The 21,067-nt window shown below is 52.5% G+C and carries 21 protein-coding genes; 15 read left to right on the forward strand and 6 right to left on the reverse strand.

The window, feature by feature from the left end; all coding sequences use genetic code 11:
- Window positions 1–6: 6 nt before the first annotated feature.
- From QFZ34_RS03350 to QFZ34_RS03365, 4 genes are all read left to right on the forward strand, one after another.
- Window positions 7–1,416: a UDP-glucose dehydrogenase family protein gene (locus QFZ34_RS03350; RefSeq protein WP_307276938.1), complete on the forward strand. Its 1,410-nt coding sequence runs from the start codon at window positions 7–9 to the stop codon at window positions 1,414–1,416.
- Window positions 1,403–1,942, forward strand: coding sequence for a DUF995 domain-containing protein (locus tag QFZ34_RS03355; protein WP_115054872.1), 540 nt, complete (start codon window positions 1,403–1,405; stop codon window positions 1,940–1,942). Before QFZ34_RS03350 ends, QFZ34_RS03355 begins: the two co-directional genes overlap by 14 nt.
- Before the next feature lie 15 nt (window positions 1,943–1,957).
- Window positions 1,958–2,902 carry a glycoside hydrolase family 26 protein gene (locus QFZ34_RS03360; protein WP_307276944.1) on the forward strand — a complete coding sequence of 315 codons (945 nt, stop codon included), beginning with the start codon at window positions 1,958–1,960 and terminating at the stop codon, window positions 2,900–2,902.
- Window positions 2,903–3,033: 131 nt separating this feature from the next.
- Window positions 3,034–3,549: a DUF995 domain-containing protein gene (locus QFZ34_RS03365; protein ID WP_307276946.1), complete on the forward strand. Its 516-nt coding sequence runs from the start codon at window positions 3,034–3,036 to the stop codon at window positions 3,547–3,549.
- 96 nt (window positions 3,550–3,645) lie between these two features.
- Here the strand turns inward: QFZ34_RS03365 and QFZ34_RS03370 are convergent, their stop codons facing one another.
- Entirely contained in the window at window positions 3,646–3,948 is a 303-nt protein-coding gene (locus tag QFZ34_RS03370; RefSeq protein ID WP_307276949.1) for a hypothetical protein, read from the reverse strand.
- Between the two features lie 332 nt (window positions 3,949–4,280).
- Here QFZ34_RS03370 and QFZ34_RS03375 point away from each other — a divergent pair, with 332 nt between their 5' ends.
- The 3 genes from QFZ34_RS03375 to QFZ34_RS03385 all read left to right on the forward strand — a co-directional run bounded on the left by QFZ34_RS03375 (window position 4,281) and on the right by QFZ34_RS03385 (window position 5,376).
- Entirely contained in the window at window positions 4,281–4,670 is a 390-nt protein-coding gene (locus QFZ34_RS03375) for an alpha/beta fold hydrolase (protein ID WP_307278890.1), read from the forward strand.
- Window positions 4,585–4,977 carry an alpha/beta fold hydrolase gene (locus QFZ34_RS03380; protein ID WP_307279031.1) on the forward strand — a complete coding sequence of 131 codons (393 nt, stop codon included), beginning with the start codon at window positions 4,585–4,587 and terminating at the stop codon, window positions 4,975–4,977. The genes QFZ34_RS03375 and QFZ34_RS03380 overlap by 86 nt, the downstream gene beginning before the upstream one ends.
- A 147-nt stretch (window positions 4,978–5,124) precedes the next feature.
- Window positions 5,125–5,376 carry a DUF982 domain-containing protein gene (locus QFZ34_RS03385; RefSeq protein ID WP_115054876.1) on the forward strand — a complete coding sequence of 84 codons (252 nt, stop codon included), beginning with the start codon at window positions 5,125–5,127 and terminating at the stop codon, window positions 5,374–5,376.
- Window positions 5,377–5,526: 150 nt separating this feature from the next.
- Here QFZ34_RS03385 and QFZ34_RS03390 read toward each other — a convergent pair whose 3' ends face one another.
- Genes QFZ34_RS03390 through QFZ34_RS03400 form a run of 3 tightly spaced genes read right to left on the reverse strand, consistent with a single transcriptional unit; the run spans window position 5,527 to window position 9,248 of the window.
- On the reverse strand, window positions 5,527–6,537 hold the full coding sequence (locus QFZ34_RS03390) for an HlyD family secretion protein (protein WP_307276953.1): 1,011 nt from the start codon (window positions 6,535–6,537) through the stop codon (window positions 5,527–5,529).
- 9 nt (window positions 6,538–6,546) lie between these two features.
- The gene (locus QFZ34_RS03395; RefSeq protein WP_307276956.1) at window positions 6,547–7,818 is read right to left on the reverse strand and encodes a glycosyltransferase family 2 protein; all 1,272 of its coding nucleotides are present in this window, start codon (window positions 7,816–7,818) and stop codon (window positions 6,547–6,549) included.
- Window positions 7,815–9,248: a TackOD1 domain-containing metal-binding protein gene (locus QFZ34_RS03400; RefSeq protein ID WP_307276959.1), complete on the reverse strand. Its 1,434-nt coding sequence runs from the start codon at window positions 9,246–9,248 to the stop codon at window positions 7,815–7,817. Before QFZ34_RS03400 ends, QFZ34_RS03395 begins: the two co-directional genes overlap by 4 nt.
- 456 nt (window positions 9,249–9,704) lie before the next feature.
- Between QFZ34_RS03400 and QFZ34_RS03405 the strand changes: the two genes are divergently transcribed.
- The 8 genes from QFZ34_RS03405 to QFZ34_RS03440 all read left to right on the forward strand — a co-directional run bounded on the left by QFZ34_RS03405 (window position 9,705) and on the right by QFZ34_RS03440 (window position 18,819).
- Window positions 9,705–10,709, forward strand: coding sequence for an LLM class flavin-dependent oxidoreductase (locus tag QFZ34_RS03405; protein ID WP_307276962.1), 1,005 nt, complete (start codon window positions 9,705–9,707; stop codon window positions 10,707–10,709).
- 15 nt (window positions 10,710–10,724) lie between these two features.
- Complete coding sequence (locus tag QFZ34_RS03410; protein WP_307276965.1) at window positions 10,725–12,080, forward strand: LLM class flavin-dependent oxidoreductase; 1,356 nt, start codon at window positions 10,725–10,727, stop codon at window positions 12,078–12,080.
- Complete coding sequence (locus QFZ34_RS03415; RefSeq protein WP_307276968.1) at window positions 12,081–13,262, forward strand: M20 aminoacylase family protein; 1,182 nt, start codon at window positions 12,081–12,083, stop codon at window positions 13,260–13,262.
- Between the two features lie 20 nt (window positions 13,263–13,282).
- The gene (locus tag QFZ34_RS03420) at window positions 13,283–13,828 is read left to right on the forward strand and encodes a GNAT family N-acetyltransferase (RefSeq protein WP_307276971.1); all 546 of its coding nucleotides are present in this window, start codon (window positions 13,283–13,285) and stop codon (window positions 13,826–13,828) included.
- Between the two features lie 229 nt (window positions 13,829–14,057).
- A complete protein-coding gene (locus QFZ34_RS03425; protein ID WP_307276975.1) occupies window positions 14,058–15,857 on the forward strand; it encodes an amino acid ABC transporter permease/ATP-binding protein in 1,800 nt (599 codons plus the stop codon).
- Between the two features lie 14 nt (window positions 15,858–15,871).
- Entirely contained in the window at window positions 15,872–16,804 is a 933-nt protein-coding gene (locus QFZ34_RS03430; protein WP_307276978.1) for an ABC transporter substrate-binding protein, read from the forward strand.
- A 21-nt stretch (window positions 16,805–16,825) separates the two neighbouring features.
- Entirely contained in the window at window positions 16,826–17,887 is a 1,062-nt protein-coding gene (locus QFZ34_RS03435; RefSeq protein WP_307276981.1) for an LLM class flavin-dependent oxidoreductase, read from the forward strand.
- A complete protein-coding gene (locus QFZ34_RS03440) occupies window positions 17,884–18,819 on the forward strand; it encodes an ABC transporter substrate-binding protein (protein WP_307276984.1) in 936 nt (311 codons plus the stop codon). Before QFZ34_RS03435 ends, QFZ34_RS03440 begins: the two co-directional genes overlap by 4 nt.
- 159 nt (window positions 18,820–18,978) lie before the next feature.
- Here the strand turns inward: QFZ34_RS03440 and QFZ34_RS03445 are convergent, their stop codons facing one another.
- Entirely contained in the window at window positions 18,979–20,049 is a 1,071-nt protein-coding gene (locus tag QFZ34_RS03445; protein ID WP_307276987.1) for an LLM class flavin-dependent oxidoreductase, read from the reverse strand.
- Window positions 20,046–21,056 carry a C-terminal binding protein gene (locus QFZ34_RS03450; protein ID WP_307276991.1) on the reverse strand — a complete coding sequence of 337 codons (1,011 nt, stop codon included), beginning with the start codon at window positions 21,054–21,056 and terminating at the stop codon, window positions 20,046–20,048. The genes QFZ34_RS03445 and QFZ34_RS03450 overlap by 4 nt, the downstream gene beginning before the upstream one ends.
- Window positions 21,057–21,067 lie beyond the last annotated feature (11 nt).

Consider the following 21,067-nt stretch of genomic DNA (forward strand, 5'->3'; position numbering starts at 1 on the left):
CAACACATGAAAATCGCAGTCATAGGAACCGGCTACGTTGGATTGGTCAGTGGGACGTGCTTCGCCGCCTGGGGCCACGAGGTAGTATGCGTTGATAAGAACGCACAGAAAATAAACAATCTGGAACGCGGAATCGTACCGATTTACGAGCCGGGTCTGGACGAGTTGGTAGAACGCAATTCAGCAGTGGGCCGGTTAAGATTTACATGTAATTTAGCGGAAGCGCTGGCGGGGGCATCGACTATATTCATTGCAGTCGGCACACCGCCGCGCGCTGGCCACGGGGATGCCGATCTGTCCTTCGTTTACATGGCCGCTCGGGAACTGGCGCCACTCATTGATGACGATGCTGTCGTGGTCATCAAATCAACGGTCCCGGTGGGAACCGGAGATGTTGTGCAAAAGATCATTGAGTCGGTGCGCAAAACCGGCACTTTCTCGGTTGCGTCCAATCCTGAATTCTTGCGTGAAGGCGTCGCTATCCGTGACTTTCTCGAGCCAGACCGTGTCGTGATCGGAGTGGAAGACGAGCGTGGCCGCAAAGTTCTCATGGAACTTTATAGTGCGCCGCTCGAAGCGCGCAAGACGCCGATCGTGGTCACCCAGCGCCGGACTTCGGAACTGATCAAATATGCCGCCAACGCGTTTCTTGCGACAAAAATCACCTTTATTAATGAACTTGCTGATCTTTGCGAGCAGGTTGGCAGTAATGTCAGTGAATTGGCGCTAGGGATGGGCCTCGACAAGCGCATTGGAACAAGCTTCCTCAATGCAGGGCCTGGCTATGGCGGTTCTTGTTTTCCGAAAGATACAATGGCGCTTTTACGTACAGCCCAAGACTACGGTGTGGCTGTCCGCATTGTTGAAGAAACGGTCACCGCCAACGAAGCACGCAAACGTCGGATGGCCTTGAAGGTTGTTGATGCTCTGGACGGAGATATCGAAGGCCGAACGATAGCGGTTCTAGGTCTTACTTTCAAACCCGATACCGATGACATGCGTGACGCACCTTCGGTTCCACTCATCGAAACCCTGCAGCGTTTTGGTGCTATTATTCACGCCCATGATCCTGTGGGTATGGAAAATGCCAGTCGCATCCTCTCAGATGTCGAGTTTTTTGACGATGCTTATGAATGCGCACACAACGCCGATGCGGTCGTCGTCATAACGGAATGGGATAGCATCCGCAAAATTGATCTTGCCCGTCTGAAGCAGACCATGCGTCAGGCAGTATTGATCGACCTCAGAAATGCTTTTGAACAGGGCGTCGCTGAGCAAATTGGGTTTCGTGTATCAGCCATCGGTCGATCGACGACAGCTCGATTTGATAAAAATACTTCCGCTGCGATTCATAAAGGACGCAAAGCGGAAAAGCCTCATCTCGAGATAGCAGGAGTTTCCAATGACAATCGCTAGAACTGGAAAGATTCGGACAGGCTTTCGCACAATAACAGCAATTGTCTGCGCCTTGACTTGGGTTTCCACGCCAGCGACTGCGGCGCGAGCGTCTGAACAGCCGGGAACTCGCCCAATGATGGCTTTCGAAATCTACAATCTTTATAAAAACAAGAGCTGGCAGTGGGACGACGGCGCCGGTCATATGACTGATGCAGGACGGCAATTCAGTGCATGGGCGGATGGTGAAAAAGGCGAATCCTGGGCTGAAGGGCGTTGGGTCATCTCTGAGACAGGCCTGTTGTGTTTCAACGCAACATGGCATTCCAAACAGGGCTCGTTTCCGGCCAAGTCCTGTTTTTCACATCGTGTCGGCAATGGAACAATCTACCAGAAGCGCGAGCCAGATGGTGAATGGTATGTATTCAGGCACACCGAAGCCCGCGAAAACGATGAAGCGAGTAAGCTGATTTCCGCCGATCTCGTTTCTCAAAAACGTGACAGCATTAAAACCGCGCTTGGCGCGGAACAATTATCCAAACAATAAGAAAAGGAGGGGGAGATGAAACATCTCTTTAAATTAACCGCAGCTTTGTTGTGCGGTGCATGCGTTTCCGGTGGCGTTTATGCTGCCAGCGGGGTTTCAGGAGCAAGTATCGATAGCCGCAATCCGTTTCATGACAAACGGCCCGTCATCGCGGCTGATGCTGTGACGCCAGGTGCGTATGATCCGCATGGAGACTTTACCAATGATACCAACTCCAAGATCGAACACCTGTTCCTTCCTTGGGAGGACGTGGATCTTGCGACGCTCAGTGCCGCAGATACCTATGCGCGTGAGCGGGGAAGGTCGCTGCTGATCACTGTCGAGCCTTGGTCGTGGGCACGTGACTGGCGCGTCAGCCCGGAGGATTTGCTGAGCGGGATTCTCGCTGGACGGTATGACTCAAACATGTCTGCGGTCTGCTCAGCTGCAGCGAAATTGAAAAGCCCTGTTACCATTCGTTGGGCGCAGGAAATGGAGGATAATGACGGACAGTTCACTTGGGCCTTCTGGAAGCCTGATGGTTATGTAAAGGCATATAGACATGTAAACAATGTATGCCGAAAAGAACTCCCGTCAGCCAAATATATGTGGTCGCCGAAAGGAGAGGAAGGTTTGGAAGCCTACTATCCGGGCGATGAATATGTCGACATTATTGGTCTGTCCGTCTTTGGATATCAGCCCTATGACAAACTGGAAGTCGGTCACGATACAACATTTGTTGAGCGTACAGGCCCTGGATATGCTCGTGTGGCAGCATTTGGCAAACCAATCGCTATCGCGGAGTTAGGCTATGAAGGCGATGACGAGTATGTTCGCAATTGGGCTGCGGAAGCAAACAAGCCGCATGCTGAGTTTCCTGCCATGACAGCAGTTGTCTACTTCAATGATCGTGAGGTCTATAATTGGCCGAGAAATGTTGGTCGGCCTGATTGGCGCGTCGCCAACCATCCGTTGGATTGATCGCCGGCGGTCACATGGCGGTTCGACGATTTTATCTGTCGGCGATCCGCTTCCACCTTTGTGTTCATGCGATTCCTATGAGGGAGCCTTAAGACTCTCGCGGGATCCGATCTGTTAGTCAGGAAAATAAAATGTATCCGATCCGTTCAATTATCGTAAGTTCGGCGTTTTCCGTTCTATTGCTGGCAGGCAATGCCGGCGCTGCATCCAAAGCAGAAACTGACGACGCGACGGCAAAACTTGCCACTGCAGCGTCGCCGATGAAGGCCACGGCGCTCGAAAAGCTCTATGCCGGGCACACGTGGAAGTGGAAAACCGGTGGTGGTTTCTTTTCCGATGATCAAAAGAAGTTCGCTGCATGGTCGCGCAAGGGCGCAGCGTGGTCCTATGGCGAGGGACGTTGGTATGCCACGAACGCAGGGAAACTCTGTCTGCGGGCACTGTGGTCCAGCAAAGAGGGAGGAAGCGGCGCTGTCACATGCTTCCTGCACCGGGAAAAGGATGGCGTCATCTATCAAAAGCCAAATCTGGGCGGCAGTTGGTATGTATTCCGGCACAATCCCGCTCAAGAAGGCGATGAAGCGCTCAAACTGGTCGAAGGCGATCGGGTGAGCAAGGAAGTGTCTCGTCTCAAAGGCAATCGCTGATAAATATATAACTGTTGCCGCGCATGCCTTAGAGCCTTTGTTGCTTCTATTTAAACAAGAATGGCTCTAGGCGCGGCAGCTCTATTACAAAGTCCCTTATGCATCCGGCCGCTTGAAAACACCTGGATTGTAGCAACGCGACTTTTGTCCAAAGCCGCTTGGTGTACAAACATAAGGATTGCTGTTCATATATCGCGAAGCAGACACCTTCACGATTTTGCCAATAGGCTTCTTCGCATAACGAATTTCATTGTTAACCCGATATTTGACCAGATAAACTGTCCGGGTTTCTTCTTTTGGTTTGCGGATTTCTCCGGCTTGCGCATTCAGGCTGAGAACTGAAACTGTCAGCCCGATTGCTGTTGCCACTACCCATTTCAGAGTATTATGGCGAGTCATGGAAAATATCATTAGGTAGCCTCCAATGTTCTTATTCTGGAGCCTACTCTAATCAACAGGATTTAATGTTCCGCTCGAACTATCGTGTCAATTTTATGCAAATTCTTGCTTTTAAATGTATGCGCGAGGGCTCATTAGACACCGGAACCGACTATACACGGAACTTGCTGTTGCCCGTTACGTTTATGAAAACGCAGTCCGAACACGGGATTAGAAAATGTCTGTCAGTGACTGACGATTACCAGAACGATTGATGGACATTCCATTGCTTGGGGCGTGGTCGGAAACGGTCCTCCAGCGGTAGTCCTCACGGCACACCGTTTTCTTCGGTTGTGTGGCGTCGCATCGTACCATGGCTGGCCAATGAACGGCGTATATTTTACTTCGACATGCTCGGCTACGGGCATTCCGACAAACCTGATGCCGACGTATCACGCGGCTTGCAAAATGAGTTGTTTGCCGCTCTTGTTCATCATTGGGGCATTGATTTACCCGATATCGTTGCCCATGACTTCGGTGGCTCGACGGCCTTGCGCGCGTATCTAATGAATGGATTAAATTATCGATCGCTCGTTCTGATCGATCCAGTTGCGATAAGCCCTCAGGGCTCGCCCCTGGTGCAGGCTGCCAAGGCGCATGAGCAGATATTTGCCGGACTGCCAGCATATCTGCACGATGCTGCGAGCCTATATCGGCACCGCTGTCGTCAATACTTTGCGTGAGGATGAGATGCAGCTCTATCTGGCGCCATGGCTTGGGGACAATGGCCAGAAAGCATTCTGGCGGCAGGTCGCTCAGATCGATGATAAATACAGAGAGGAAATAGAAGGCCGCTTCGCAGAAATGCGCTGTCCGGCAATAATAATATGGGGCGAGGAAGATGAATGGATTCCGATTGCCGACGGACATGAGCTGGCGCGCCGCATGAATGTATCATTAACGCCAGTGCCGAATGCAAAGCACCTGGTGCAGGAGGATGCACCAGAAGCGATCGTCGTGAAGACGCTGCTATTTTGGAAAGCGGCTTGATTTGAGAATTGCCAGTTCCGTCAACGCAAGTGCGCATTTGACAATGTCACGCCGGAGTCACGGGGACCAAGATATTAATTAATTATTAAATAAAAATCATGAGCCGCGTCGTTCGACGATAGCGCGCATAGCATTGGCAGGGGCATAATGACAAATCTTACCTTTCAGCCGGTAATTGTGGAAAGTAATCACTTTGGCAGAAATGAGACGATTGCATCCATACGTGATGCTGCATCGTTTTTGCTGTCCGGGTGGCCGAAGAAGAAAGCCTCTCTTTATATGGAGGCCCGTGTCCTATGCTACGAAGCCCAAACGGGGATCGCTTCGGTGGAAGCAGCGAGACTCATCTTTGTAGAGGCGGCGATTGAAGCCGACATCTACGTTAAGGAAGTCCGCTAGGGCAAATTTGTTTTACAGCGGCTATTCTGTTTTTGAACGGCCAACCGCTTTGTTGAGGCAGCTGCGTCTGATGGGTAACATCGACGTCGCTGCCTTCGGCGTGGATTGTCTCGTTTTCCGAGACCACAATGGGCTTGTGCATGTCTGCAACTAGCGAACCCAGCACCAACCGAACATGCATCCTTTGATGACGACCTTCTGGGTGACCGCAAAGGGATGGTTTTCAGGTAGTGCAATCCGGATCAGCCGGGATCGATCGCGTGGGCGCAATAAATTCTGAAACTCAGCCGGCAGAGCATCGGCAATCGGCAATACTTTTTCGACAGTTCCTGTCGCCCGCTCGCTACCGCCGCTTACCTGAAGCCTCATGCCCTTGGTAACAGGAAACAGATACTGATCTGGCAAGTAAGCAAACAGGTAGGCCTTCCCCCCATTGATTTGCAGCATTTCATCGCCCAGACGGACGACCTGGCCCGGAACCGGAACTTTTGAGCCCACAACACCCGAAACCACTGCCGTTACCTTGCCGTCTCCATATATTGTTTTCATCTTGTAAACTGCGTTGGACGCAACCTGCCGTGACTCTTCGACCACTTGGAGTTCATTTGCAGTGACCTGCAACTCCGCCTGAAGTTGAGCATAGCGTTCTGCGGCGTTGTAGTTGGCCGTCAAGGCTTCATCCCTCCGATTTGCAAGCACAAGTCCTCGCGTCGATACCCGGTCAAGCCGCAAGATTGCATCGTTGCTTTCATGTGCTGACCGCTCTGCCAGGGGCAATAGTGACTTGTTCTTGGCTGCCTTCCCTCGAAGTTCTCCCCCCCGCACTGCAAGTTCACTTGTGCGTACAGAAAGTTCTGCGATCTCTTTCACCATGTCGAATGATGTGAGCCGAAGAAGAGGGGTTCCCTGTGTCACACTATCGCCCTCACTCACCAACACCTTGTCGACTGTGGCGGGATAGCTGGCAGACACAATGTAACGCTCTGCCAGTACGATGCCGTCGGCTGACAAGATAAACATGCCGCCGACAAGATAATTCGCGAGCGTTAGCACCAGTGCTGCCAGCATAAAGAGATAGACAAATCTGCTCAGGCGGCCAGATCCCTTTCTTTGTTGCCGATCGAGATTGTCAATGCGTGGGCGTTTGCGAATGTACTTCATTGTGTCACCCTACCACGCACGCTCATGACGCACTTTTTCCGGCGTGTAGTTATCGCGATGTGAACCTCGAAAAAACCACTCATCGATATAAGCCAGCAAACGCACCGAACGCATGCCGTAGGACATGAAAATGGAGTAACCAGGAAGGAACAGAATATTGCGCCAGAAGCTTGCGCGGCCCGTTGTCCAGCACGCCAGGGCAAGCATGACGGCGTCCAGAACAAGCAAGGCGATTTGCATCGCGACGAGAATCGGAATGGCAAGGGCACCGAAGTTGATTGCCAGCCACGATAAATAAATCGGGAAGATGACTGTGCCAGCTACGCCGAATGCCAGAAAATCCCATTGATGAAACGCTTCGGCCCATTTGAACTTGCGGTCAAACGGATTAAGCAGTCGACGGTGCTTTCTAAACCGGATCCACACTGCGTCACGCTCCCAACGCAGCCGCTGCCTGATGTAGGCATAGAATGTCGCCGGCACATCTGTATAGCACACGGCATTCGGCACATATCCGATGTGCCATCCAGCCCGGCGAAGCCGCAGCGTGACATCGAGGTCTTCGCCGCCGCCAACGTCAAGGCCCCCGATTTCATCAAGAGCTGTTCTGCGAAAAGCACTGAAAGCACCGGATGCGCAGGTTATTTGACCAATGGCTGCGCTGAACCGCTTTCCAACCGAAATTGACTCGAGATATTCTATTTCCTGAAACTGTGAAACAAGGCTGACACCGCCGTTGCGTGGGGCAATGTCTCCGCACGCTGCTCCGATCCGCTCATCCGAAAACGGCTCCAACAGGCGCTCAATTGCAAAGCGGTCAAATGAACAATCGCAATCGATGTTTATAATAATGTCGCCACGGGCTATTGTGCATGCCAGATTGGTCCCGCTTGCCTTGCCCCCACGAATTCCAGTAGAAAGAATGCAAGTTCCCAAACCCTTTTGCACCATTTTGCTGGCGACTTTGTTCATTCTGTCTGTTGAACCGTCGCTAACAATGATAATCTCGAAATCAAGGAATGACTGCTCCATCAAGGAATTCACGCAGGCGCCGATTGAGTCAGCCTCGTTGTGTCCAATAAGGACGACGCTGACTCTGGGCGATTGGAATAAAGACCGGCCCCTGTCATCACTCTCCTGATGCCGCAAGCTCATGGCAGCTATCGCAAATGGCACGACATATCGGGGGACGTCGAATATAAGTGTGTACCAGAAGACGGTAACCAGGCTCGAGCCAGTTTGAGCCAGGAGAAATGACAGGCCGATCTCGAGATCGGTCACGACAGTGCTTTTTCGCGTGTGCCCCACAAAACGAGCAAGGTGGGGTTCAGTTTATCGGAAAGAACAGACTCGGCATGGTCAAGCGCCTCTTTCAAATAGTCAGTAAAACCGGATTCGTCGCATCCGGAAAACAGGATGTACTCCCGCTCACGAGACGAATATACAGATCCCACTTCGCCAAGTATGCCTTGAAGATTGTCTGCAAGTAGTTTCCGCATCGCAATGAAGTCGCTTTCACCTCGCGTTTTGAGCATCTGGTCACGGCAACCATAGTGAACCTCAGCCAGCGTGAAATCCGATGCGGCCCCGGTTAAGGAAGAAAGCTGCGCAATCTTCTTTTGCAGTTCTTCCGGGAGATAACGTAGTTGAGCAATCGGAAATCGATCGACGTCTTCGCCATCGTTGGAAAGCAGGGCAGTGGATTGATTGGACAAGGAATAGGAAAACACATCCGCTACGCTGGCTGCATCGCCGCTGACGTGCATCCCGCAATCCTGGCACAGAAAACCAATGACGGGCTCGGAAGTCGTGTTCTTGCACCGGGCACACACCTGAATCTGTCCAGGCTTGTCATAATCCTTGCCATAGTGGCGCAATTGCTTGCTACATTTGGGACATATAAGCGCCGTTCCGCGGCGGAAGTCCGCCTCCGGACTCAATTGGGCGCAGCTATAATGATGGATCAGATCTGCTTCTGATAGTTGGGGCGAACGACAGGCAGGGCATTCTTCCCTGACAGTCAATCGGTGAGATTGGCAACCAGCGCATTTATAATATCTCTCGAAAAAACTGCGCTCAAGCCATCCTTTGTTGGCCAGGGCCTCTGCGACCATAGTTGCAGAAGCTGTATTGGGAAAACCCTTATATGCGTAATAGTACGGCGAATTGGGCTGCCTGACCGGGGTTAGATCTTCTCCGGAAACGAACAAATAAGCCATCATTCTTACAGCGGGTGCGGTGGGCGACAGAAATCTGCTCGATAAGCGAGCGCGGCGGTCGCGAAATTTTCTAATGCAGCTTGCAGTCTCCACCCATGATTTGGGGGCCTTCAGGCTAAAATCCACGTCAGCAACTACGCTCGGTTTGCCGGATACGTTCACCACCGGAACAAGAAACAGATCTCTTGCGCTTCGAAATCTTTCCAGACCGAATGATTGTCTTTCGTTGGTAAGTAAAACCGCATCAATGTCATTATTATCGACGACGGAAAATACTTCGCGAAAGTAACGGGAATGCGGAATGACCGTGTCAGGATAGAATGCTATTTGAGGGATGCGCAGGTTAAATTCTTGCCATACAGATCGGCATTGGTCCACCACGGGGTGTCGGTCGATGAAGGCCCGGTTTTCATGCGGAGCAGTACTTTCAAGCAAGGATATGTTGCTGTTTGACACGATACACCTTTTCAGACTCTGTTGAGCCGAACGCAAGTATAAATTAAAGCTGCGGCATCTTATATTATGGTATTTGTTTTGAATTTTAGTAAACTCTTCGTAAAAACCACTGTCAAGTAACTTGTTCTGGGGTAAATATATTTGTTCACGGGTAGTTAGTACCTAATATTTAGCTGATTACTGCGATTGATTGTCTTGTCAGCTTAAATGAAGCGCCGTCCAAGGGCGTGCCGTTTGTGACTGCAAGGCCAGATCACGCCGCTCATTATCAATAAGTAAGCATCCCCGTAAAAAAACACACCGCGAGCACATCACTGTCTGTCATTTTCCGGAGAGATGGAAGGCTGACAGTTATTTCTGTAGTTCGCCGAATTTTTAGCAAGCCGTTCTTTGACGGTTCAACAGTTAAGGGAAAATCTAGGTAGCTCCGAAACTAGATGGTCTTTCGCGTGTCGAAAGGTCGTCTTTATGCAATGGAGGCACTTCCTCAAAATGGGCTATGCACTCAGTTTACTCGATAAAAGTCCAATTTTTAATGGTGAGCCATCCAGTGCTGCTCTGAAAAGGACCGTCGCTTTGGCCCAGCAGGCAGAAGAGTGGGGCTTTCGTCGTTTTTGGGTCGCCGAGCATCATGATACACCGGACGTCGCTAGTTCATCGCCTGAAATACTAATCGCTTTTATTGCTGCACACACGTCCCGGATTCGTATTGGTTCGGGTGGTGTCATGCTGCAGCATTACAGCCCATACAAAATTGCCGAGAATTTCAATGTATTGGCGAATCTTGCGCCAGGCCGTATTGATCTTGGTGTCGGAAAAGCACCGGGAGGTCTCCCGTTCTCGACCCGGGCTTTACAGGGTTTGAACCCGCGCGCAGAAAAGCAGGATTTTTCGGCGCAACTTGAACAATTGAGCGCGTTCCTCAAGGAAGGTTTGCCGGAGAACGATCCTTTGGCAAGCGTCAGGGCGACGCCTATACCGGCACATGGAGCTGAACGGTTTCTGCTGGGAGCAAGCCCCGACAGTGCTGCGCTTGCGGCCAAACAAAGCTGGGACTTCGTCTTCGCCAGCCATTTGAACGGCGACGAAGAAGTGTTGAAGCGGACTTTGGATACCTATGTTGAAAAGGCGCCGGGGCAAAAACCACTGCTGGCCGTTGGTGTCGTTGCCGCTGAAACCGACAGCGAAGCGGAACGGCTGGTGGGTGATATCAACCATTTTAAGGTGCATGTCGATGGTGGTCAGAGCGTAACTGTCGGAAGTGTCGAACAAGCTGAGGAATATGCACGACAAGCTGGCGTGAGCAATTATCGTATCGAGAAGAAAACGCCAAATGTCATTCGCGGCTCTGCCCGTAAAGTGCTTGGAGAGCTTGATCGCCTGCACGAACGCTTCGGTATCGGCGAATTTATCATAGACACGCCCATACGCGATGCCGCCAAGCGCCTTTCGTCAATACAAATTCTGGCTCAAGCACAATATGCGCTTGCTGCGTGATCTTGGAGAGTTGCAATGAGTAAGAAGCCAATCCATTTCGGCATCATGCTGCAAGGTCCGGGTGGCCATATGAATTCCTGGAAACATCCAAGTTCTCCGCCGGATGCAAGCGTGAATTTTCCGTTCTATCTCGAACAGGCACGCAAGGCGGAAAGTGTGGGTATTGCCTTTGCGTTCATCGCGGACGGACTTTACATCAACGAAAAATCCATCCCACATTTTCTCAATCGTTTCGAACCCATTGCCATCCTGTCAGCGCTGGCAGCCACCACGACAAAGCTCGGACTCGTTGGGACACTATCGACGTCCTATAGCGATCCATTTACGGTAGCTCGGCAATTCGGCTCGATTGACAAGATCAGCAATGGCCGTGCGGGCTGGAACGCGGTGACATCCCCGCTTGAAGGGTCCGGCAAGAATTACGGGCGGGATCACCCCGATCATGCGTTGCGCTACGAAATAGCAGAGGAACATCTCGATGTCGTAAAAGGGCTTTGGGACTCCTGGGACGACGATGCCTTTACGCGCGATCGAACAACCGGGCAGTTTTTCGACTATACCAAGCTGCACAAACTCAATCATCATGGCCGCTTCTTCAACTCGGAAGGCCCTTTGAACATCGGACGTTCACAGCAGGGACAGCCGGTCGTCTTTCAGGCCGGTGCTTCTGACGACGGCATCAAGCTGGCTGGAAAGCATGCGGACGGTGTTTTCACAAATCTTGTGCCTATTGAAGACGCGCAGGTTCTTTACCGACAGTTGAAGGAAAGCGCTGTCGCCAGTGGCCGCAACCCCGATGAAATTCTCATTTTCCCGGGTATTGCGCCGATCGTTGGATCGACAGAAGAAGAGGCCGAAGCCAAATATCGGGAAATTCGCGATCTAGTTACGATAGATGAGGCGCTCGCCTATCTGGGTCGCTTCTTCGATCATCATGATTTCAGCGCCTATTCCCTTGATGCACCGTTTCCCGAACTTGGCGATATTGGCAAGAATAATTTCCGCTCGACCACGGACCGGATAAAGCGTGATGCCAAGGCAAAAGCTCAAACCCTGCGCGAGGTTGCTCTCGAAGTTACCACTCCGCGCAACGGTTTCACGGGAACACCAGAAAAAGTGGCGGACGAACTGATCCGCTGGATAGAGAATGGTGCCGCCGACGGTTTCATTCTGGGTTTCCAGATTCTTGCCACCGGGCTTGATGATTTTGCTCGCGAAGTTCTGCCGATCCTGGAAGCTCGAGGCTATCATCGTTCAAGCCTGGTGGGCAGTACCTTGCGTGACCATCTCGGTTTGCCGTTCCGTCGAAGTCGTTACGCCAAACAAACTGTTGCCGTAACGACAAGTCCAGCTGTGAAGGAATCTGTCTAAATGGCTTCGGCTCCCGACAGCGTTCAGGAGGCATTGGAGCACTCGCTTGGTGAAGCAATCGAGCTGCGCCATGACCTCCATCGTCATCCCGAACTGGCCTATGAGGAGCATCGCACTAGCGAACTTGTCGCGGGTAAACTTCGTGCGTGGGGCTACGACGTCACAACCGGCATTGGTGGTACTGGCGTTGTCGGAAAATTGCAAAATGGCAATGGACCGAAAACTTTAGGCATACGCGCTGATATGGATGCATTGCCGATAGAGGAAGCAACAGGCCTTCCTTATGCCAGCTCCTTCAAGAGAAAAATGCATGCTTGCGGCCATGATGGTCACACGACCATTCTTCTTCATAGCGCTCGTTATCTCGCGGAAACACGCAATTTTTCAGGCACATTGAATCTTATTTTTCAACCAGCGGAAGAGGGTGGAGCAGGTGCTCGCCGTATGATCAAGGAAGGGCTCTTTGAAAGGTTCCCGTGTGATGCTGTCTTCGGCCTGCACAATTGGCCTGGAATCCCTATAGGCCAATTTGGTTTTCTGACTGGACCTGCCATGGCCTCCGTCGATCTGGTCAAAGTCCGTATCGTTGGCAAAGGCGGTCATGGAGCACGACCGCAGGAAACGATCGATCCAGTCGTGGCCAGTGCGTCATTTATTCTTGCGATGCAGAGCATCGTTTCGCGCAACATTGATCCGCTGGATGCTGCTGTTGTCACAGTTGGGACCATTCATGCTGGCATAGCGCCAAACGTCATCCCGGATAGCGTCGAACTCGAACTGACCGTGCGGACTTTCCGTGCCGACGTGCGAAAGCAAATCAAGAAACGCATCGAGGTATTGGCTCGGTCTCAGGCCGAAAGCTATGGCGCTTCCGCGGAAGTAGATTACCCCCGCGGCTATCCGGTTCTTGTCAATCACCCCACCGAGACGGAATTTGCGCGCCAGACAGCAATCAACCATTTCGGCGTGGACCGGATCGAAAGCAATTTCCGCCCGATATCCGCAAGCGAAGATTTTGCTTTCATGCTTGAAGCCAGGCCCGGCAGCTATCTTTTTATTGGTAATGGCGACAGTGCGCCACTCCATAGCCCGCACTACAACTTCAATGACGACATCATCCTTCCGGCTGCCCGCTACTGGGTCAAGCTGACTGAAGACTACCTCAGCAACAAGCCATCTTGAACTGCGAAAGGACGCCAGCCATGACTGACGTGTTTGTTTACACCACCCCAGACGACGAGCGTTCACAGCCACTTATCGAGGCACTTATTGAGGAATATGAAGGCCGGTATGGAAACTATTTCGGCGAGCCCGCCCGCAACGAACTCAGCCGCTATCCAGCATCATATTTCGCACAACCGGATGGTGCATTTCTCTTGCTCCTGCGCGATGGCAAAACCATTGGCGGGGGCGCCTTCAAGCGCTATGACGAACGTACCGCCGAGTTAAAGCGCATCTGGACTCATGCCGATCTGCGCAAGCAGGGCTTGGCCCGAAAAGTCGTTTATGAACTTGAGGCGCAGGCATCACGTCAAGGTTATTCGCGCATTTATCTTACCACCGGGTTTCGACAACCAGAGGCCACTCAGCTCTATCTGAGATCGGGCTATACCGCGCTATTTGATGTTGATGTCGATCCGGAAATCTACGGTCACTTGGCTTTCGAGAAAGACATCAGTCATCTGGGGATTGACGGCGGGTTGCCAATCGTCGACAAACTTTCCAAAACCACAACACAAGCTGCCTGAGAGCGGGATTTGGAGCTCATCCCGCTGCTACCGCGATAATGGGATTTCATACTCAAGAAACGACGAACTTTGCAACAAAGCTTCCCATTATCCACCTCATACGCAGCATCCATCTTTGACTATATTCTCTAAAAACTACTAAATCAGTCGAGTAAAAAACAATCCGATCGGAATATTCTTCGCGTGTTGGATTTCTTGGCAAAAGTGGTTTTAAGAGGAGCGCAACCATATGGCGATCGCGACAGACTATTCGAGCGCTCATTCCTTGAAGGTAACTCCAAGCTCCGGCGAAGATTACACTCACTACAAGATCGTAAAGGCGAAATATCCAACCCGTTTCTTTGGAACACTTTTTGCAGCATTCGTGATCATCGCGATGCTGCAATCAATACTGACCAATTCGAAATGGGGGTGGGACGTCTTTGCGGAGTGGTTCTTTGCGGAACCAGTGCTTGCGGGTCTAGTGAGAACATTGCTGCTCACTGCATTGGCATCTGTTCTCGGCTTTGCTCTTGGTACTGCACTGGCACTCGCACGTGTATCAAAATCACCACTGCTATCCGGTCTTTCCTGGGCATATATCTGGCTGTTGCGGTCCATCCCTCTCATCGTGCTGCTGCTGATCCTCAACAATCTCGGTTACCTTTATGAAACCGTACGAATTGGTGTCCCTTACACGGATATCAGCTTTGCCGAATATCCAATGGTTTCAATCCTAAGTCCATTTGCCGCCGCACTCATAGGGCTTAGTCTCAATCAGGCGGCGTTCTCGTCGGAGATTATCCGTGGGGGTATCCTTTCCGTTGATCAGGGACAATTGGAAGCCGCTGCTGCCCTCGGGCTTTCGCGTCGACGGCAAGCTTTCCGCATCGTGCTTCCGCAGGCGATGCGTACAATTCTGCCTACGGGTTTCAACGAGATCATCGGCTTGGCGAAAGGAACGTCCATGGTCTACGTTCTCGCGCTGCCGGAACTGTTTTATACCGTGCAGGTCATCTATCGCCGCAACCTTGAGGTTGTGCCACTGCTGATGGTTGCAACTGTCTGGTACCTGATCATCATGACGGTGCTCTCAGTCGCCCAATATTACATCGAGCGTCATTTCTCTAAGGGCGCGCTTCGCAACGCACCTGCACCTTTGTTCGGACCGCTGCTCCGCCGACTTTTCGGTGCGTCAATCCTCGCACGCCCTCCGTTCCCGGCAGTTTTCAGCGGCACCTCCGTCCCGAAGGCTGGTACATCGAAATCATCGTTTACCCAGTGGCGTGCGCCCGGAGCGATCAGGATACATGGTGTGTCCAAAAGTTTCGGTCTGTTGAAAGTGCTGGACAATGTCCGGTTGGACATCAAGGCTGGAAGCGTAACAGCCATTCTAGGGCCTTCCGGCTCTGGCAAGTCCACGCTTCTACGCACGATCAACCACCTTGAGCGTGTGGATGACGGCTTCATCACCGTGGACGATGAACTTGTCGGTTATCGCAAAAGTGGCCGGACACTTTATGAGCTAAAGGAGAAGGAAATTCTCAAGCGCCGCGCCGATATCGGCATGGTGTTCCAGAGCTTCAATCTCTTTCCGCACCTCACCGTCCTTGAAAACATCATTGAAGCGCCGGTGTCCCTCAATCGCCTCAGCCGACCCGAAGCGATGAACCTCGCGCGCGAGTTGCTTGTCCGTGTTGGCCTCAGCGATAAGATCAATGCATATCCAAGGCAGTTGTCTGGGGGCCAGCAGCAGCGTGTGGCCATTGCGCGGGCACTTGCCCTACGCCCCAAAGTGCTGCTGTTCGACGAGCCCACATCAGCGCTCGATCCGGAACTAGTTGGCGAGGTTCTTGATGTGATCAAGGAATTGGCGCTCTCAGGAACGACTTTGGTCATTGTTACCCATGAGATCGGTTTTGCTCGTGAAGTTGCAGACACAGTGATTTTCATGGATGCCGGGAAAATCGTCGAATCCGGAGCACCTGATCAGGTGCTCAATCGGCCCGCAAACCCGCGGACAGCCGAATTTCTTGCAAAAGTTCTATAATCAGGGATTTCGATATGAAGCAGTACTCCAACCTTCTGCCACGCCTCCTTTTGCCCGCTCTTATCGTGGCAATCGGATTGTCGACCTACGCAAGGGCACTCGATCTCAGTCCTGAACAACCAGGGCGATTACGAGGCGAGAAGAGTGAAAAGGTCGTTGCTGCCATACCTACAACCTTCAAATTCGTTGAGGACGGCACCTTCACCGTCGGCATTGCAGTGGATAATCCACCGCTCGCTACCTACGCAACTGATGCGAAGACTGTTGTCGGCTATGACCCTGATCTTGCACTTCTGGTTTCGGACACGCTTGGCAAAAAGTTAGAGCTCGTTCCGGTTGCTTGGGCCGATTGGCCACTTGGCCTGCAGTCAGGCAAGTTCGATGCGGTAATTTCGAACGTAGGTGTGACCGAGCAGCGCAAGGAGAAATTCGATTTTTCAACCTATCGGCAGGGCCTGCATGGATTCTACGTCAAATCCGACAGCTCCATAACGTCGATCAAAGAACCGAAAGATATTGCGGGCCTCAGAATCATTACAAGTTCCGGCACGATCCAGGAGAAAATCCTTCTCGAGTGGGACAAGCAGAATCTCGCCAAAGGCCTGAAACCTGCGCAATTGCAATATTACGATGACGAAGCCGTCAGTGCGCTTGCCATTCAGTCTGGCCGTGCCGATGCAGAATTTAATCCCAATGCAACACAGGCTTATCGTGCAGCGAGTGAGGGGACGATCAAGCTAGTCGGTACCGTCAACGCAGGATGGCCACTGGTTGCGGATGTCGCCATCACGACACGCAAGGGAAGTGGCATAGCTGAAAGCCTGACCGCGGCTATCAATGAACTGATTGATAACGGTAAATATGCGCAGTTGCTGCAGCGCTGGCAGTTGACGCCTGAAGCGCTTGAACGATCACGTACCAATCCTCCCGGCTTGCCGAAAATCTGAACCGCAGCCGGGAGCAGCGTCATGTCCAATATCACAATAAATCATATCGGTTTTCTTACGCCCGGAAATTATGACGATGACAATCCCTATCCAGGTTTGGAGAACACGCTCAAGCTTCTTGCATTCGGTGAAGATCTGGGTTTCGACAGTGCATGGGTACGCCAGCGCCATCTTGAACACGGGATTTCCTCTGCAGGCGTATTCCTTGCAGCTGCGAGCCAGCGAACACGGCGGATTCAGATAGGAACGGCTGTTATCCAGATTGGATATGAAAGCCCATACCGGTTGGCGGAAGACCTTTCGACCGTCGATGTTCTTTCGCGCGGACGCCTCAATATCGGCGTAAGCGCTGGCGCACCGGCCCATGCCGATCTGCTTGCCCCCTTGGTATTTGATGGTGACTGGAAAGATTACGACCTGTCCCACGAGCGGGTAAAACGCTTTGCAAATCATCTTCGGGGCGAATTTCTCGGTCCAGCAGATACATATATCGCGACGCCGTTCGGGCATCAGCGCCCGCGGCTCCAACCCTATGCAAAGGGACTGATCGACCGGCTCTGGTACGGCGGCGGGTCGCTGCGCTCCAGTGGTTGGGCGGGCGAGAACCGGTTCAATCTCATGCTAAGCAATGTGGTGGCAGGGGAGGGCACGGATAACTTTTTCGAGGCTCAGTCACGCCAGCTGGACACTTTTAAAACCAGCGCCATACGTCCCGGCAAGCAACGGATCTCTGTGGGTCGCGTCATCGTCCCTACCGACAGCGCCGAAACCAAAACAAGAGAGAAGTACAGGGTTTATGCCGCTGGCCGTCATCAGAGAACTCTGAAGCCGCAAGGCGAACGGCGAACGCTTTTCCCTCAAGATCTGGTCGGAACTTCAGACCAGATCTTGGAGCAGCTTTTCAAAGACCCCGTGCTCGCGGGGGTTCAGGAACTGCGCCTTGAACTGCCATACGAATTCAAGACGCATGAATATGAGCAAATTCTCTCCGACTTCGCAACACGCATTGCTCCGGAGCTCGGCTGGAAAAAGATATCCAACAACGACCATTATTCAACGCACCTACAAAGGGGTCAGGCATGATACGGAAAACGGGGTTTTCAGCTGCATTTGCAGGTATATTTCTCACTGTACTGGCAGGGGCCGGGCACGCAGTCGATGGCGGGTTCGATCTCAGTCCGGAACAAAAGGATCGGGTGCGAACCGAGAAAAGCGCCTCTGCCATTGAGGCAATATCGAAGAGTTTCAAATTTGTTGATGATGGAAAGCTTACGATCGGTCTTGCGCCGGGCAATCCTCCGCTCAGCACCTATGCAACCGACGCAAAGACTGTTGTCGGCTATGACGTCGACCTCGCACAACTGGTTGCTGACAGTCTCGGGCGCGAGCTGGTTGTTGTTCCCGTCGCTTGGGCCGATTGGCCTCTCGGTCTTCAATCTGGAAAGTTCGATGCAGTCATTTCCAATGTGACGGTGACGGAACAGCGCAAGGAGAAGTTTGATTTCTCCACCTATCGCAAGGATGAACTGGGGTTTTACGTCAAATCCTCCGGATCACTCACTTCGATCAAGGAGCCGAAGGACATCGCAGGCCTGAAAATCATAACCGATCCGGGCACCAATCAGGAAAAAATCCTATTGGCTTGGGATAAGCAGAATGTCAATAACGGGCTGAAGCCTATCGAGGTTCAATATTATGATGACGAGGCTGTAAAATATCTCGCTATTGAATCGGGACGGGCTGACGCTGTATTCAGCGTGAATGCAACGCAGGCTTATAAAGCAAAGGTCAATGGAAAGACCAAACTTGTAGGTACCGTAAGCGGGGGCTGGCCAATCACCGCCGAAGTAGCTGTAACAACGCGCAAAGGAAGTGGGGCTGCCGAAGGCATCACACAGGCGCTAAATGACTTGATTGCGAACGGCAAATATAAACAAGTTCTTGATCGCTGGAATCTGGGTTCAGAAGCCATCGATAAAGCGGCAACAAATCCGCCCGGACTGCCTAACAGCTGAACGAAAACTAAACCCAGTACCCTTTGCGTTGAAGGCACGGCATGTTCCTTCAATGCATTGTGCCAGGTCCATTAAGAGCTCTTCCCATCGAACAGGGAAGGTTTATCTCATTCTCGTGCAGGCCACGGTCTGAAAGCATAGCCCTGCCTCTGCAAAGTTTTACGGTAGAAGAAGAGGCAGCAGCTGGCTCCCTTGTCGTTTTATTTCCGTGAGATAAGGCGTGTCTGAAAGCACGAAGTGAGTGATGCCAAGCTCTTCATATTTGCGCAGTGAGCGCGCAACATCCGCAGCTGATCCAACCAGCCATGTGGTTCCCGCACCACCGCCACCAAACTTTCCTGGCGCTGTATAGAGATTGTCATCCAACACATCACCTTGCCTTGCCAGATCCAGAAGGCGTTGTTGGCCGACAGCAACCCCATGTCTGTGATCCTGCCAGCTTCCTGCGGCCCCTTCGGCCATTTTAGCCACCTTCGCTTCGGCATCTGCCCAGGCCTGTTCGGTTGTATCACGGACAAGGGTCGTGATCCTCAGTCCGAATTCCAATGGCTGCAGGTCGCGATCGAGGGTTTTACTCAGGGCCTTCAGGTGCTCGATCCGTTGCCGCACGCCGTCCAATGGTTCACCCCAGAAAAGTTGCACATCGGCTTCGGTTGCCGCGACGCGTTCAGCCGCTTCTGAAGCGCCTCCAAAATAGAGCTTGGGGTGGAGGCGATTGCCGGCCGGCACAAGCCGCGGCGCTACGGTTGAACTTGCCACCTGGAAATGCTCGCCATGGAAGGTAACATCTTCTTCTGTCCACAGTCTGCGGATCAGCCGCATGAATTCTTTGGTGCGGGCATAACGCTGCACCTGGTCACCTTCCTGGTCGCCATAGGCAGCCAGGTGATCTGGTCCGGAAACGACATTGACGCGCACGCGCCCACCGCTCAAGTGATCGAGCGTGGCTGCAGCGGAGGCGAAGTTTGCAGGTTTCCAGTAGCCAGGCCGAACCGCAATCAGTGGTTCAAAGGAAGTCGTGCGGGCGACAAGCGCGGTCGCGATGGTAAAAGTATCGGGGCGGCCCCAGCCGGTGCCGATCAGCGCCCCTTTCCAGCCATGCTCTTCCAGAGCTTTCGCCTGGGTCGTGAGTGTGTCCAGACTGTTGTGATTTTCGCCAGCGGCGTCGCCACGGTGACCAGCTTTGATGTCGTTTGGAATGTACCAGAGAAATTCGGAATGGCTGCTCATGATTTGTCTGTAACCTGATTTCGAAGTTTGCCCTCATCGAGGAGTATTCTAACCGTCCTGGCCGCATTACGACGCATCTCGGCGGCTGCATGATCGGAATAAAAGGCATTATGCGGAGTGATCACCAGCCGTCCCGCAAGCCAGTCCTCGCGACTACGCCATGCGGCCAGCAACGGATGGTCGCCGGGCGGCTCCTTGACCAGCGTATCGATCCCGGCGGCGGCGAGGTGCCCGCTCCGCAGAGCAGTCTCAAGCGCATCAAGGTCGTCGATCAGTTCACCGCGGGCGGTATTGACGATAATGGCTCCGGGCTTCAGCTTCGCCAGACCATCGGTGTTCATCATGCCGCGTGTTTCTCCGTTTGCCGGGCAATGCAAAGTGACAATATCCGATCGGGCAAGAAGCTCGTTTAATTCTTCTGTGCGCTCGTAGCCTATTGCTTTTTCATGCCCGGGCGGCTGGACAGGATCATAGCCGAGGATACGAAAGCCGAAGGGTTTTAAGCGGTTGATCACTGCCGTGCCGATCCTGCCCACGCCGACGACACCGACCGTTGCCTGGTTCGAACGGGAAAGTGGCTTCAGGCTATGAATCTGCCATCCAGACCTATATCCGCGAGCGAGAGCATCATGTTGCCAAAGCCGGCGGTGCAGCGATAAAATCATCGCCAGTGCATGATCGGCCACTTCTTCTGTGCCATAGTCTGGATTGTTGGCGAATGGAATGCCAGCGCCGGCCAGAGCGGCAAGGTCGATCTTCTCATAGCCGACGCCATAGCGTACCACGCCCTTACAGCTGGACAGATGAACTATGGTTTTGGGTCCGATCCGTGCACCCCAAACCATGAGCGCGTCGAGCCTTTTTAGGCGATCAGGAGCGAATGCCGTCTCATCTGTGCTGGCGAAAAAGTCTATCTCGACATCATCGCCAAGCACCTCCGCTTCAAGATCGGGCGTGCCGATCATGTGGTCGGTTATTCCAACCACGTATTTCCTGCGATCTGCCATTTTTGTTCCTT

Origin of the sequence: Phyllobacterium ifriqiyense (assembly GCF_030817885.1) — a bacterium.
GTDB lineage: Bacteria > Pseudomonadota > Alphaproteobacteria > Rhizobiales > Rhizobiaceae > Phyllobacterium > Phyllobacterium ifriqiyense.

Bases quoted from the DNA above. Each gene is read 5' to 3' on its own strand.
- QFZ34_RS03415 (WP_307276968.1), top strand. From the start codon at position 12,081: ATGGCTTCGGCTCCCGACAGCGTTCAGGAGGCATTGGAGCACTCGCTT.
- QFZ34_RS03390 (WP_307276953.1), bottom strand. From the start codon at position 6,537: ATGAAGTACATTCGCAAACGCCCACGCATTGACAATCTCGATCGGCAA.
- QFZ34_RS03365 (WP_307276946.1), top strand. From the start codon at position 3,034: ATGTATCCGATCCGTTCAATTATCGTAAGTTCGGCGTTTTCCGTTCTA.
- QFZ34_RS03435 (WP_307276981.1), top strand. From the start codon at position 16,826: ATGTCCAATATCACAATAAATCATATCGGTTTTCTTACGCCCGGAAAT.
- QFZ34_RS03350 (WP_307276938.1), top strand. From the start codon at position 7: ATGAAAATCGCAGTCATAGGAACCGGCTACGTTGGATTGGTCAGTGGG.
- QFZ34_RS03370 (WP_307276949.1), bottom strand. From the start codon at position 3,948: ATGACTCGCCATAATACTCTGAAATGGGTAGTGGCAACAGCAATCGGG.
- QFZ34_RS03405 (WP_307276962.1), top strand. From the start codon at position 9,705: ATGGGCTATGCACTCAGTTTACTCGATAAAAGTCCAATTTTTAATGGT.
- QFZ34_RS03385 (WP_115054876.1), top strand. From the start codon at position 5,125: ATGACAAATCTTACCTTTCAGCCGGTAATTGTGGAAAGTAATCACTTT.
- QFZ34_RS03410 (WP_307276965.1), top strand. From the start codon at position 10,725: ATGAGTAAGAAGCCAATCCATTTCGGCATCATGCTGCAAGGTCCGGGT.
- QFZ34_RS03445 (WP_307276987.1), bottom strand. From the start codon at position 20,049: ATGAGCAGCCATTCCGAATTTCTCTGGTACATTCCAAACGACATCAAA.
- QFZ34_RS03355 (WP_115054872.1), top strand. From the start codon at position 1,403: ATGACAATCGCTAGAACTGGAAAGATTCGGACAGGCTTTCGCACAATA.
- QFZ34_RS03450 (WP_307276991.1), bottom strand. From the start codon at position 21,056: ATGGCAGATCGCAGGAAATACGTGGTTGGAATAACCGACCACATGATC.
- QFZ34_RS03380 (WP_307279031.1), top strand. From the start codon at position 4,585: ATGAGCAGATATTTGCCGGACTGCCAGCATATCTGCACGATGCTGCGA.
- QFZ34_RS03420 (WP_307276971.1), top strand. From the start codon at position 13,283: ATGACTGACGTGTTTGTTTACACCACCCCAGACGACGAGCGTTCACAG.
- QFZ34_RS03360 (WP_307276944.1), top strand. From the start codon at position 1,958: ATGAAACATCTCTTTAAATTAACCGCAGCTTTGTTGTGCGGTGCATGC.
- QFZ34_RS03425 (WP_307276975.1), top strand. From the start codon at position 14,058: ATGGCGATCGCGACAGACTATTCGAGCGCTCATTCCTTGAAGGTAACT.
- QFZ34_RS03430 (WP_307276978.1), top strand. From the start codon at position 15,872: ATGAAGCAGTACTCCAACCTTCTGCCACGCCTCCTTTTGCCCGCTCTT.
- QFZ34_RS03440 (WP_307276984.1), top strand. From the start codon at position 17,884: ATGATACGGAAAACGGGGTTTTCAGCTGCATTTGCAGGTATATTTCTC.